This window comes from Kitasatospora sp. NPDC056076 (assembly GCF_042266305.1).
Lineage (GTDB): Bacteria > Actinomycetota > Actinomycetes > Streptomycetales > Streptomycetaceae > Kitasatospora.
Genome location: NZ_JBHJWG010000002.1, coordinates 98535 through 112125, shown reverse-complemented (window position 1 = coordinate 112125; position 13591 = coordinate 98535). Strand labels below are relative to the sequence as shown.

Below are 13591 nucleotides of genomic sequence, written 5' to 3'. Positions count from 1 at the left end.
GTCCGCCCGGCCGGTCCCGTGATCCGTGCAACGGGTTCCGGATGCTGACAGCGGGCGGACGGAACGGCACAATCGGGCACGTCCACGCGCATTACCGCCCGGTAGGAAATGCCGTGGCACCGCCAGTGCCGCCAGGTCGAGGAGGACCCGTGTTCAGCACGATGCAGGACGTACCGCTCACCGTCGCCCGGATCCTGGAGCACGGGTCCACCGTCCACGCCCGTTCCACCGTCACCACCTGGGACGCGACCGGTCCGGTCGTCCGGACCTACGCCGAGGTGGGCGCGCGCGCCGCGCAGCTGGCGCACGCGCTGCGCGACGAGCTCGGGGTGACGGGCGACGACCGGGTCGCGACGCTGATGTGGAACAACGACTTCCACCTGGAGGCGTACCTCGCCGTCCCGGCGATGGGCGCCGTGCTGCACACCCTGAACCTGCGGCTGCCCGCCCAGCAGCTGTCCTTCATCATCGACCACGCCGCCGACCGCGTGATCGTCGTCAACGGCAGCGTCCTGCCGCTGCTCGCCGCCGTGCTGCCGCAGCTCGCGTCCACGCTCAAGCACATCGTGGTGGCCGGCCCCGGCGACCGCTCGGTGCTGGCCGGCTTCGCCGGCGGCGTGCACGACTACGAGGAGCTGATCGCCGACCGGCCCACCGACTTCCCGTGGCAGCGGGACATCGACGAGCGCCGGGCCGCCGTGCTCTGCTACACCTCCGGCACCACCGGGGACCCGAAGGGCGTGCTCTACAGCCACCGGTCGATCTACCTGCACTGCATGCAGGTCAACACCGGCGACAACTTCGCCTTCACCCCGCGCGACACGGCCCTGCCGGTGGTCCCGATGTTCCACGTGAACGCCTGGGGCATCCCGCACGCGGCCTTCATGTCCGGCGCCAACCTGCTGATGCCGGACCGGTTCCTCCAGCCCAAGCCGATGGCCGAGATGATCGCCGCCGTCCGTCCCACCGTCAGCGCCGCCGTCCCGACCATCTGGAGCGGCCTGCTGGACGAGCTGGACGCGGGCGACTACGACACCTCCAGCCTGCGCATGGTCGTCATCGGCGGCAGCGCCTGCCCGCCGTCGCTGATGAAGGCCTACGACGACCGCCACGGCATCCGGGTGCTGCACGCCTGGGGCATGACCGAGACCTCCCCGCTCGGCTCCTTCGCCCAGCCGCCGGGCGGCCTCACCCCCGAGGAGGAGTGGCCGTACCGGATCACCCAGGGCCTCTTCCCGGCCTCGGTCGAGGCCCGGCTGATCGGCCCGGGCGGCGAGCGGATGCCGCACGACGGCGTCTCGGCCGGCGAACTGGAGGTCCGCGGCCCGTGGATCGCCGCCGCCTACTACGGCGGCGCCGGGCAGGACCCGGTCCGCCCGGAGGACAAGTTCTCCGAGGACGGCTGGCTGCGCACCGGCGACGTGGGCACCATCACCGCCGACGGCTACCTGACCCTCACCGACCGGGCCAAGGACGTCATCAAGTCGGGCGGCGAGTGGATCTCCTCCGTCGAGCTGGAGAACGCCCTGATGGGCCACCCCGAGGTAGCCGAGGCCGCCGTGGTCGCGGTGCCGGACGAGAAGTGGGGCGAGCGCCCGCTGGCCACCGTGGTGCTGCGCCCGGGCGCCGCCGTCGGGCTCAGGGACCTGCGGGCCTTCCTGGCCGAGCGGATCGCCTCCTGGCAGCTGCCGGAGCGCTGGGCGATCGTCGAGTCCGTCCCGAAGACCTCGGTCGGCAAGTTCGACAAGAAGGTGATCCGGGCCAGCTACGCGGCCGATGAGCTGGACGTCACCACGCTCGGCAAGGAGTAGCGGACACACCGGAGGGCCGGCCCCCGTACGACCGGGGGCCGGCCCTCCGGCACGTCCGGGCTCAGCCCGCGGCGGCGACGCCCGCCTCGCCCATCGCGCCGATCCGCCCGAGCAGGTCGACGATCCGGGACTGGACGTCCTCGCTGGTGGAGCGCTCGGCGAGGAACAGCACCGTCTCGCCGGTGCGCAGCCGGGGCAGTTCGCGCGGGTCGAGGTCCACCGAGGTGTAGACCACGAGCGGGGTGCGGTGCAGCCGGTCGTTGGCGCGCAGCCAGTCCAGCAGTCCGATCCGGCGGCGGCGGATCTGGAACAGGTCCATCACCACCAGGTTGGGCTGCACGCTGCTGGCCCGGGCGACGGCGTCGTTCTCGTCCACCGCGTGCTCGACGTGCATGCCGCGCCGCTCCAGGCTGCTGATCATGGCGGCGGCGATGTCCGGGTCGCCCTCGACCAGCAGCACCCGCGGGGCGTGGTGCTCGCCGTCGCGCGGGGCCAGGGCGCGCAGCAGCACGGCCGGGTCGGCGCCGTACGCGGCGTCCCGGGTGGCCTGGCCGAGGCCCGCGGTCACCAGCACCGGGACCCGGCTGTTGAGCGCCGCGGTGCGCAGCGACTGCAGCGCGGTGCGGGTGATCGGGCCGGTCAGCGGGTCGACGAAGAGCGCCGCCGGGAAGGCGTTCGCCTGGGCGTCCACCTCCTCGCGGGAGCGGACGATCACCGGCAGGTAGCCGCGGGCCTGGAGCGCCTGGCCGGTGGCCGGGTCGGGCTCGGGCCAGACCAGCAGCCGACGGGTGTTGGCCAGTTCACCGGACGCGGCCTGCGGCTGCTCAGTGTCCGGGCGGTCGCTCCGGGCGGCGGGCAGTTCGGCCAGCGCGCGCGGCGCGGCCGGTACGGGCGGCTGCGGGGCGACGGGCACCGGGGCGGCGGACGGTCGCGGCGGCGCCAGTTCGGCCAGTCCGCTGCCGACCGGGCGGGGTCCGCCCGGCTCCTCGGCGGCGGGCAGCGCGGGCCGGGCCGGCTCCAGCGCGCCGCCGGTCTGCGCAGCGGGTGCTCCGGCCGGGGCGTCGGCGCCGGGCCCGGGCGGTACGGAGAGCCGGCGGCGGCGCCCGGTCGGTGCCACGGCGGGTTCGGCCGGGGCGGGTGCCGGACCGGCGGGCAGGGCGTGTTCCAGGCCGGGGTAGACGGGGGTGTCGCCCACGCCGGGGAGCGCGAAGCCGCCCGAGGAGTCCTCGGCGGAGGGCAGGGCGCGGCGTCTGCGCGGCTTGGCCTCGCCGCCGTCCTCGGCGGCGCCGTTCGGCGGCGGTTCGACGGGAGCGGAGGTGGGCGCGGACGTAGGAGCGGAGGAGGGGGTGGCGTCGGCGGGCGCCGGGCCGAGCGCCAGCGGCTCACGGCCGGCCGGCCGGCCCTGCGCGGGGCGCGTGCCCTCCACGGGTACGGCGTAGGCGGGGCCGGAGCGGCCGTCGTCCTTGCCCCAGGGGTCGCTCTGCGCCGCCTCCGGGGCGGCCGGGCCGGGGCGGCCGTAGGCGGGGTCGTTGCCGGTGCCGTTCCACTGCTCGGGGACGGCCCGCTCGACCCGGGCGGGGGCGTTCGGCCACTGGTCGGCGGGAGCGGTCGGGTCGGAGCTCCCGGAGGGTCCGGCTTCGATGGCGGGTCGGCCGCGGCGGCCGCGGCGCTCGGCCGGGGCCTCCTCGGCGGGTGCCTGCTCCGGCTCGGCGGCCTCCCGGGTGACCGGTGCGTCGCCGGGGCGGCCGGGGCCGGTCGGGGTGCCGGTGGGGGTCGGGGTGCCGGAGGCGGGGGCGGGCCGGGTGGATCCGGCGGCGTCGCCGCTGGTGGGCAGCTGCGGAATGCCCGGCAGCTCGGGCAGGACGGCGCTGTCGCCCTCCTTGGGCCGGTCCGAGCGGCCCTCGGCGGAGGCGCGTTCGGCGGCGGCCTTCGCGGCGGCCGGGTCCAGCGGCAGCTCGACCACGTAGGTGGTGCCGGCCTTGCCGGGCAGCTCGTGCGGCTGGAGCACGCCGCCGTGGCGCTCGACCACCGCGCGGGCTATCGGCAGGTGGACGGGGCTGCCGCCGACGCCGGGGCCGCGGATCTCGACCCGGGCGACCTCGCCGCGCTGGGCGGCGGCCAGGACGACGGTCGGCGGTTCGGCGGGAGCCGGCGGGGTGGGCGGGCCGCCCAGCCCGGGCACGGACAGGCCGGGGACGGACAGGCCGGGGGAGGGGGCGGTGGGGGCGTCCAGCGCGAGGCCGGTGCCGCTGACGTCGGCGACCAGGTGGGCCAGCGCCTGGGCGAGTCGCCGCTCGTCGGCGATCACCTCGACCGCGGCGGCGTGCACCGAGAAGCGCACCCGGCCGGGGCCGACCAGCTCGCCGGCCTCCTCGACGGCCCGGCGGACCACCTTGTCCAGGCCGACCGGGACCTGCTTCGCGGTCCGGCGCCCGCCCTTGCCGTCCTTGCCGTCCTTGGTCTCCTTGGCGTCCTTGCCGTCCCGGCCCTCGGCCGGTGCGCCCTCGCCGGCCTCGGAGCGCTGGTGCTCCAGCACGCCGTCGATCAGCTTGCCGAACCGGCGGCACTCGTCGGCGAGCCGACGCAGGGTCCAGTTGGCCTCGGGCCAGAGCTGCCCGGCGGGGTCGGCGGCGAGGCGGTCCAGCCGCTGGTTCAGCGCGCTCAGCGCGCCGCCGAGCTCGTTCTCCAGGACGGCGGTGAGGTGCTCGTTGCGGGCGACCAGGGCGAGTTCGCGGCTGCGGTCGGTGAAGGTCATCACCGCGCCCACCAGTTCGTCGCCGTCCCGGACCGGGGCGGTGGTGAGGTCGACGGTGACCGGGCGGCCGTCCTTGCGCCACAGCACGGTGCCGCGCACCCGGTGCTTGCGCCCGGAGGTCAGGGTGTCCAGCAGCGCGGACTCCTCCAGCGCCAGCGGGGTGCCGTCGGCCCGGGAGTGCTGGATCAGCGGGTGCAGCTCGCGCCCGCCCAGCTCGCTCGCCCGGTACTCCAGGATGTGCGCGGCGGCCGGGTTGACCAGGACGCAGCGGCCTTCGAGGTCCACGCCGAGCACGCCCTCGGCGGCGGCCCGCAGGATCATCTCGGTCTGCTTGTGCTGGCGGCGCAGTTCGGTCTCGACGCCGAGCCGCCCGGAGAGGTCGCGGACCAGCAGCAGGAGCAGGTCGGAGGACGAGGACGCGCGGGGGCCGTCGCGGTAGGGCTCGTAGGGGGAGCGTCCGTAGCCGTCGCCGCCGTCGGTGGCGAAGTCGTTGCCGGAGACCTCGACCGGGAAGGTCGTCCCGTCGGTGCGGTGGGCGGTCATCCGGACCGGACGGTCCAGGGCGTCGGCGTCGCGGGTGGCCGGGCGCATCGAGCCCGGGATCCGGCTGGGATCGAACTCGGGCAGCAGGCCGAGCACGCCCATGCCGACCAGCGAGGTGCCGGGCGCCTGCAGCGCCTGGACCGCTGCGCTGTTGGCGTCCACCACGGTGCCGTTGCTGTTCACCAGCAACAACGCTTCGGGCAGGGCGTCGAGTATGGCGTCGAGGCGAGCAGCGCCTCGGATCGGCCTGCTGCTCACGTCGACAGGTCTCCTCGGCTCAAGGCAGCTCCTCCGGAGTCGGCAGTATCTCATTCTTCTTTGCGGCGGGAGTGACCCGCCTAGTAACGTTGGCGGTGGTTGGTGCCGAGCCCCACGGTTGTGGCATCATCACTGACACACGGAACGGGTCCGCTCGCGCGGGTACGGTCCATGTGGGGAGGCTTCGCCTAGTCCGGTCTATGGCGCCGCACTGCTAATGCGGTTTCGGGGTTATTCCTGATCGAGGGTTCAAATCCCTCAGCCTCCGCCAGCCGGGGAGCCCCGTCGACGATCACGTCGGCGGGGCTCTTCGCATGTCCGGGGCCCGTTCGCCGGCCGGCCGGGACGGGGCCCCGGGTGGCCGTCCCGGGGTCGGATCAATCGATTTCGTCCTACGTCGCAGGTCATGTAATGTTGTCCACGCAACGCCCCGGGGGCATGGTTCACCAGGGCGAGCGCTCATAGCTCAACGGATAGAGCACTTGACTACGGATCAAGAGGTTGCAGGTTCGAATCCTGCTGAGCGCACCAAACTCCGCAAGATCGGGTTCGCCCGTTCCTTGCGCTCATAGCTCAACGGATAGAGCACTTGACTACGGATCAAGAGGTTGCAGGTTCGAATCCTGCTGAGCGCACCAGCGAGAAGCCCCCGGCCACCGGCCGGGGGCTTCTCCGTTTCCGGGCACGGTTTCCGCCGCTGAGCGGGCGCTGGTCACTCCAGGTCGGTCCGGTTGATCCAGGGCACGTCCCGGCGGTCCAGGAACCAGTCCGAGCTGGTCAGCGGCCGGGCCCGGTTGAAGGTCACCGGCGCCGGGTCGTGCCGGACCAGCTCCGGGGCGGCCCCCAGGGCGAGCAGCAGTCCGGCGAGCTCGGCGACCAGCTCCGGCGGCCCGGAGAGGTGGACCTCCCAGCCGGTGAAGTCGCCCTGCCCGAGCAGCGTCTCCCGCAGCAGCGCGGTGGTCGCGCCCGGACCGGCGGGCCGGTCGGGGGCGGCGGTCAGCACCCGCAGCCGGGCCTGGCGGGTGAGCATCCGCCGCACGGTGTCCAGGTCGTACTGCCCCGCCGTCGACCGGGCGGCCAGCAGCACGGTGGCCACCCGCTCCGGCTGCCCGGCGGCGAGCTCCTCCAGCAGCGCCTTGGTCTGCCCCCAGCCGCTGCCCGCGGCGACCAGCAGCAGCGGCCGGTCCGAGGCGGGGGCGAGCACGGCCTCGCCCAGCGGCGGTCCGAGCCGCAGCAGCTCGCCGGGCATCACGTCCTCCACCAGGACCGGGCTGAGCAGCCCGCCGGGCACCCGCCGCACGTGCAGTTCCAGGCTGCCGTCCGGGCGCGGGGCGTTGGCGAGCGAGTACGGCCGCCAGATCCGGGGCCTGCGGGGGCTGCTGAGGGTGACGTACTGGCCGGCCGTGAAGGGGTACGGGCGCATCGGGGCCAGGGTGAGCACGACCAGGTCGGGCGCGGCCCGGCGGCGGCGGGCCACCTCGGCCTCCCACCAGGCGGGGTGGTGCTCCGGGAGCTCCCCGGCGGCCCCGCACATGATCCGGGCGATCACGGTGTAGGCCTCGGACCAGGCCTTCTCGGTCTCCGGTGTCCAGGAGTGGCCGGAGCACTGCCGCAGCGCGGCGATCAGGCTGGCCCCGACGGCCGGGTAGTGCTCGGGCGCGGCCTGGAACTTCCGGTGGTCGCGCCCGAGCGCCCGCAGGTACGCGGTGAGCCGCTCGGGGTCGTCCAGTTGCCGCACGATCCGGGTGAGCGCGGCGAACAGCCGGTCCCGCTGCTCGTGCAACTGGGCCGGGAAGAGCGGACGCAGGCCGGGGTTGTGGCTGAACAGGTGGGCGTAGAAGTAGGTGGTCAGGTGGTCGGCCCGGCGTTCCACGACGGCGAAGCTGGCGCGGATGACCGCGGGGTCGAAGGCCACCACGCCGCTCCCGGCTAGACCGACCGGGCTTCGGTGAGGGCCGCGCCCATGGTGTCGCTGACCACTCCGTAGACGGCGGTCCAGGCGGCCTCGGCCTCCGGGGTCCACGCGTCGCCGGCGTAGTGGGCGAGGGTGGCGAGCAGGCTCGCGCCGACCGCCGGGAAGTGCTCCACCAGCGCGCCGTACCGGGCGTGCCGCGCGCCGAGGTCGCGGAGCAGGCCGACCACGGTGTCGGTGTCCTCCAGGTGGGTGACCAGCGCGCCGAGGGCGGCGAACAGCCGGTCCTGCTGCTCGCCCAGGTGCTCGGCGAAGAGGCCGCGGACACCGGGATTGTGCTCGAACAGGTGCTGGTAGAAGTATTCGGCGACGACCGGGCCGTGGGGCTCCACCGCGGCGAAACTGCGCTTGACGAGTACGGGGTCCATAGTCACGGTGCCCGACTCTACTGAGCGGGTGGGTAATTCGAACAGAGTTCCTCGATGAATGGTCAGGTACCGGACACTGGTGTCCGTCTGATCAGCCGGAATTACCCTCTCTCCGCCATTCGGGTGGGTCCGGGCGTTCCCGGCGGGATCCATTACCGCCTAATGGATGAAATGCAGTCGTTTCGGGTACATCCCGTCCTGCCGCCCGGATGGCCGCCAATCGGGTGGGACGCGGCCAAAAGCGCAGGTGTCGGAGTATGACCGGTCCAGGATCGTGATTCCGTTTTGTCGGATCTTGTGCCCGGACTGCCCGCCGCCCCGGCAGCCGACCGTGAAGGAGAGCCGGATGAGCCGACAGTTTCCCCGCACAGCTGCCGTCCTGGCCGTTCTCACGGCCGGGGCGCTGAACGGTTGGAACGCCCCGCTCTCGGCGGCCCGGCAGGCCCCTGATTCCTGGTCGGCCGAACACCGGGCGGTGCTGCCCTCCGGACTCTCCGTCCAGTTCGACCTCACGGCCGAAACCGGAACGGCGGTCACCGCCGAGGCGGGCCGATTGGCCGATCGTTCCGGAGGGGGGCGTTCCGTCGGGTACGCGGACGGAATGCACGCCGGAGACCCGGCCCAGACCTTCCTCCTCACCCCCGACCGTCCGCAGACGGACGGTTCCTGGCGGACCGTCGGAACCCTCCGGCTGGGTTTCTCCCGGCCGGTCCGCAATCCCCGGCTGCACCTCAGCGGACTCGCCGCCGTCGCCACCGGGAATTCCGGCACCACCAGCACCGCGGCCCGACTGACCCTCACCGGCGGATCCCCCGCCGCCCCCGGCCTGATCGGGCGCACCGACTGGCCCGGCTGGACGGTCGACGGCAACGCCCTGGCACCCGCGGGCACCGACGGCTCCACCGACGCCGCCGCGGGCTCCGCCGCCGAGGGCACCCTGGAACTCACCGGGCCGGTCCGCACCGCGGTGTTCCGGATCGAGCAGCGCTCCACCCCCCGGGCCGGCAGCACCACCGCGCCGCCCGTCCTGCGGCAGGCCTACACCGTCACCGTGGACGAGGACCTCGGCACCGCGCCGCAGGCCTACGGCAACGCCTCGCACGTGCTCTCCGACCTCTTCCTGGGCGCCGACGCCACCGGCCCCGGCCACCGCGACCGCCGCCGCCCCGCCGCCGTCACGGCCGACCGGCCGCTGGTCGAGCTCGACCACGACGCGGTCCGGCGCGGCAACCCCTTCGCGAGCCTGCCCGCCGGCCCGTCCGGCAGCCCGCCGCCGCCCAAGCTCCAGCCCGGCCGCGGCGAGTACCAGGGCGCAGACCCCTCGCTCGGCTTCCCCGACGAGGCCGCCATCGGCCGGTACTACCGGGTCACCGTCCCGGTCGCGGTGGGCGACCAGCCCGCCACCTTGGCCGGCTGGATCGACTTCGACCACAGCGGCCGGTTCGACCCCGCCGACCGGGTGCAGACCGAGATCCCGGCCGGCGCCGACACCGCGACGCTGGAGTGGACCGTGCCGGCCGGCGCCGCCTCCGGCGACACCTGGGCCCGGCTGCGGATCGGCCGCGACACCAGCCAACTCGTGCCCTCCGGCGGCTTCGCCGACTCCGGGGAGGTCTCCGACCAGCGGATCAGGCTGACCGTCGGCGCCGCCCGGCCCGAGGTCGCCGAGCCGGTCGACGGCACCGTGCTGGCCGACGCCCGCCCCAGGATCAGCGGTGAGGGCGCCGTCGCCGGCGCCTCGATGGAGATCCGGGACGGCGACACCGTGCTCTGCCGGGCCAAGGTCGAGCGCAAGGGCGACTGGTCCTGCCGCCCCGGCAGCGCGCTCGCCGCCGGGCCGCACTCCCTGACCCCGGTGGAGACCACCACCGGCGGCGTGGTGCTGCGCGGCGAGCCCGCCAAGGTCACCGTGAAGACCACCCCGCCGACCGCGCCGGTGCTCACCCTCCCCGCCTACACCAATGACCCGGGGCTGCAACTCACCGGCACCGGCGAGGTCGGCAGCACCGTCTCGGTCACCGACCGGTCCGCCCCCGCGTCCACCCCCGCCTCCGCCTCCGCCTCCGCCGAACTGTGCAGCAGCGCGGTCCGCCCGGACGGCGGGTGGTCCTGCCTGCCGGTCGAGAACCTGGCCGACGGCAGCCACCAGCTCGCCCCCGTCGCCGTCGACGCGGCCGGGAACCGGACGGCCGGACAGCCGGTCGCGCTGGTCGTGGACACCGTGCCGCCGGACAAGCCGGTGCTCACCGCGCCCGCTCCCGGGGATGTCCTGCGGGTCAGCCGGCCCAAGCTCGCCGGACGGGCCGAAGCGGGGGCGAACGTGCAGGTCGCGGCCGCTCCGACGGCGGGCGGCGACCGTACGGTGCTCTGCGGGGCCACGGCGGCGCTGGACGGGAGCTGGAGCTGCACCGCCGGACGGGACCTGACGGACGGGGAACAGTGGCTGACCGTCACGGTCACCGACCGCGCGGGGAACGGGACTTCGGCGGATCCGGTGCGGGTGCGGGTGGCGGCTGCGGGGGTGGCGAGCCCTTCGGCGGCGGTCAGTCCTCCGGCGGTCAGTCCTCCGGCGGTCAGTGCGCCGGTCGTCAGTTCTCCGGCGGTCAGTCCGTCCGCGGCCGGTCCGTCCGTGGTCGGTCCTTCGGCGGTGAGTCCTTCGGTGGTCGGTCCGTCAGGGGCGGTTCCGTCGGGGGCGGGTGGGGTGGCATCCGTGGCGGCGAGTGCGAGCGTGAGTGCGAGCCCGTCGGCTTCGGCTTCGGCTGCGCCGTCAGCGGTGGTGGCGCCGACGGCCGTCGGGTCGCCGAGTCCGACCGAGGTGCCGGTGTTCCCGCCGATCCCGGTGGGGCTGCTGCCGATCGTCGTGCCGCCGGTGGCGCCGTCGGTGCTGGTGGCGCCGGCGGTGCCCCCGGTGCCGGTGCCGGCGCCGTCGGTGACGTCCGTTCCCGCGGTCCCGGCGGGGGTCGCGGCCGCCCCGACGTCCCCCGGGGCCTCCACCGGGTCCGGCGCCTCGGCCCGTCCGCCGGTTCCGTTCGTTCCCGCCGGTTCCGCCGTCCCGGCCCCGCCGTCCGGGAGTGCGGTGCCGTCCCCGGGCGTCGGCTCGTCGAGAGCCCTGGCCGCCTCGCCCGGCGGCCGCCCGGCCCCGGTGGCCGCGTCCCCGTCGGAGGTCGCCGCCGTGCCGCTGTCGGCCGCTGACCAGGAAGGATCCAGGGCGAGCGGCACCGCTGCCCGGCCGTTGCCGGCACCCCCGGCCGAAGGGGCGGCGGCCGCCCGGCCCCGGGAGGCCGGCCGGCACGGCCTGCTCGCCGGGGTGCTGCTGGTGCTCGCCGGAATCGGGCTGATCACCCGGCGGGTGTTCGCCCGTGGATCCGGTGCCCGACGGCGCTGACCTGCGCCGAACCGTCCCGACCACCCGACCATGTGCCTGCGCGTCAGGTCAGCTTTGGACGATTCGTCAGCAATTGTCGACACACCTCGGCTCAAATGTCGCATTTGATGACGTATGAACTTAGCCTGACTCTGGCACTGCCCGTCAGATCCGGGCCGCCCGTTGCGCGACACACCAGACCCAGAGGATCCGTGCATGGACGTCACCCGCGATTCTTCGCAGCGACCCGACCACCTGCCCAAGGCGTTCCCCCCGGCCCTGCCGGAACGTTCCGCCTCCGGCGCCAGCCCGCTGCCCAAGGTCTCGACCGTCAAGGCATCCAAGCCGGTCGGCCCGGCCGGCCCGGTCGACGGCGGTCCGGCCACGGCCCCGCTGGCGGTCGTCCCCGCGCCGTCCCCGGCCGGTCCCGTCGACCGGCGGGACCCGCTGGAGGCCGTCGCCCCGGAGACCGTCGAGCTCCCCGAGCTCGGCCCGGCCGATGCCTCCGCCGTCACCACCTCGCGCCGCCCCCCGCGGGCGGACCGGGCGCTGCGGGAGCACACCGCCGCCGTCCTGCCCGGCTGGGTCGCGCTGCTGGTGGTGCTGCTCGGCCTGGCCGCGGTGGGCTACGTGCTGCTGCGCACCGGCGTCCTCCCGCACTGGGACGGGCTGCCCGAACTGCGCGGCCCCGCCGCGCTGGCGAGCGGCCGGGCCGGGATCGACGCCCCGGCCATCGCCGCGGTCAGCGCCGCCGGGCTGCTGGTGGTGCTCGCCCTGGCCGGCCTGCTGGCCAACGCGGGCGGCGAGACCCGGGTGCTGAGCCGCTGGGGCCGCTACCGGGGCACGGTGCGCAGAACCGGCCTGGTCTGGGTCAACCCGCTGCTGCGCCGCCGCCGGGTCGACGTGCGGCTGCGGCACTGGCGCAGCGAGCCGGTCAAGGTCGTCGACCGCACCGGCACCCCGATCGTGGTCCGGCTGCTGATCGTCTGGCGGGTCAAGGACACCGCGCGGGCGCTGCTGGCGATCGAGGACCACGAGGGCTACCTGCGCGAGCAGGTCCAGGCGGTGCTCACCCGCACCGCCTCCACCCTGCCGTGCGACAGCAACGCGGCGCCCGGCCCGGCGCTGCGCGACGGGCAGTGGTTCGCCGACGAGCTGACCCGGGCGCTGGCCGCCGAGGCGGCCCCGGCGGGCCTGGAGGTCTACTCGGTGCAGCCGCTGGCGTTGGACTACGCGCCCGAGGTGGCCGAGTCGATGCGCCGCCGCCGGCTGGCGGACCTGGACGCGGGCCTGCGGACCGTCCTGGTCGACGACGCGGTGGAGGCGGCGGCGCTGGCCGTCCGGCGCCTGGAGCGCGCGACCGCGCACGAACTGGACGAGGCCGCCCGCAGCGCGCTGATGGAACAGCTGCTGGTCGCCTTCGTCGCCCCGGCCGGAGTGGCCGCCTCGGTACCGCCCCCGGCCGCCCGGGCCGGGCGGAAGGAAGGACGACCCGCATGAGGATAGCCACCGGCGCGTACGCCGAACCCGGCACCGGCTCCGACGCCGATCCCGGTCTGATCGGCTTCGAGGAGCGCCTGGGCAGCATCCCCGCGATCACGGGCTGCGGCTGCCCGAACTGCGCGGCCCGGCCGCGCACCGCCCGGGACGCCGCGGTCGGCGGTGGCAGCCGAATACACCGGGCCGTGCGAAGTACCTGCCTGGCCACCACCGTGCTGGCGGGCGCCGGCGTGGTCGGCCTGACGGCCGGTGCGGGCTCCGCGCAGGCGGCGGCCGGCAAGCAGGGCTGGGACGGGTCGAAGTACTGGTTCAAGAACGGCAGCGGTCAGTGGCGTTGGACCAGCCACTACGACGTCTACGCCAGTCGCACCGGCCAGTCCGGCCAGTCCGGCCAGTCCGGCCAGTCCGGTTCATCCGGTTCGTCCGGCTCGAAGACCGTCTCGAACGGCTCGGCCTCCTCCTGGGGCCCGCGCCAGGGCTGGGACGGGTCGAAGTACTGGTTCAAGAACGGCAGCGGCGAGTGGCGTTGGACCAGCCACTACGACGTCTACGCCAGTCGCACCGGCCAGTCCGGCGGCGGATCGGACCAGGGCTCCGGCGGGTCGGGCAGCCGCCCGTCCCCGGACACCACCCCGACCGCCGGGACCACCGAGGCGGCCGTCGACTACGCGCTCGCCCAGCTGGGCAAGCCGTACGTCTGGGGCGGTGACGGCCCGTCCGGCTACGACTGCTCCGGGCTGGTCCAGCAGGCCTTCCGGCGCAGCGGGATAGGCCTGCCCCGGGTGGCCGACGACCAGTACGCGGCGACCACGCCGATCAGCGCGGGCCAACTGCGCCGCGGTGACCTGGTGTTCTGGTCGGACAGCGGCCGGGCCTCGGGGATCCACCACGTGGGGATCTACCTGGGCGGCGGAAAGTTCGTCGAGGCACCCCGGCCGGGCAAGACCGTCCGGATATCGACGCTCAACTCGGGCTACTACCCGACCCACTTCGGGCGGCCGTAGCCGGGGAGCACACCGG

The 13591-nt window shown here is 75.0% G+C and carries 7 protein-coding genes and 3 tRNA genes; 7 read left to right on the top strand and 3 right to left on the bottom strand.

Annotated elements, in window-relative coordinates:
* The first annotated feature begins 149 nt into the window (after nucleotides 1-149).
* The gene (locus tag ACFC1T_RS02675) at nucleotides 150-1811 is read left to right on the top strand and encodes a long-chain fatty acid--CoA ligase (protein WP_375882629.1); all 1662 of its coding nucleotides are present in this window, start codon (nucleotides 150-152) and stop codon (nucleotides 1809-1811) included.
* Nucleotides 1812-1872: 61 nt separating this feature from the next.
* On the opposite strand, the gene ACFC1T_RS02670 is transcribed toward ACFC1T_RS02675, so the two are convergent.
* A complete protein-coding gene (locus tag ACFC1T_RS02670) occupies nucleotides 1873-5367 on the bottom strand; it encodes a PAS domain-containing protein (RefSeq protein WP_375882626.1) in 3495 nt (1164 codons plus the stop codon).
* A 177-nt stretch (nucleotides 5368-5544) separates the two neighbouring features.
* Here ACFC1T_RS02670 and ACFC1T_RS02665 point away from each other — a divergent pair.
* From ACFC1T_RS02665 to ACFC1T_RS02655, 3 genes are all read left to right on the top strand, one after another.
* Nucleotides 5545-5638, top strand: a tRNA-Ser gene (locus tag ACFC1T_RS02665).
* A 184-nt stretch (nucleotides 5639-5822) separates the two neighbouring features.
* Nucleotides 5823-5898: transfer RNA gene (locus ACFC1T_RS02660), tRNA-Arg, on the top strand.
* A gap of 31 nt (nucleotides 5899-5929) precedes the next feature.
* A tRNA-Arg gene (locus tag ACFC1T_RS02655) sits at nucleotides 5930-6005 on the top strand.
* 74 nt (nucleotides 6006-6079) lie between these two features.
* Here the strand turns inward: ACFC1T_RS02655 and ACFC1T_RS02650 are convergent.
* Nucleotides 6080-7282 (bottom strand): globin domain-containing protein, encoded by a 1203-nt coding sequence (locus tag ACFC1T_RS02650; protein WP_375882625.1) that lies wholly within the window; start codon nucleotides 7280-7282, stop codon nucleotides 6080-6082.
* A 14-nt stretch (nucleotides 7283-7296) separates the two neighbouring features.
* Entirely contained in the window at nucleotides 7297-7707 is a 411-nt protein-coding gene (locus tag ACFC1T_RS02645; RefSeq protein WP_375882924.1) for a globin domain-containing protein, read from the bottom strand.
* A gap of 346 nt (nucleotides 7708-8053) precedes the next feature.
* Between ACFC1T_RS02645 and ACFC1T_RS02640 the strand changes: the two genes are divergently transcribed.
* The 3 genes from ACFC1T_RS02640 (at nucleotide 8054) to ACFC1T_RS02630 (ending at nucleotide 13575) form a co-directional block, all read left to right on the top strand.
* Nucleotides 8054-11092: an Ig-like domain-containing protein gene (locus ACFC1T_RS02640; RefSeq protein WP_375882623.1), complete on the top strand. Its 3039-nt coding sequence runs from the start codon at nucleotides 8054-8056 to the stop codon at nucleotides 11090-11092.
* 195 nt (nucleotides 11093-11287) lie between these two features.
* Nucleotides 11288-12571, top strand: a complete 1284-nt coding sequence (locus ACFC1T_RS02635) for an SPFH domain-containing protein (protein ID WP_375882621.1) — start codon at nucleotides 11288-11290, stop codon at nucleotides 12569-12571.
* Nucleotides 12568-13575: a C40 family peptidase gene (locus ACFC1T_RS02630; protein ID WP_375882619.1), complete on the top strand. Its 1008-nt coding sequence runs from the start codon at nucleotides 12568-12570 to the stop codon at nucleotides 13573-13575. Before ACFC1T_RS02635 ends, ACFC1T_RS02630 begins: the two co-directional genes overlap by 4 nt.
* Nucleotides 13576-13591 lie beyond the last annotated feature (16 nt).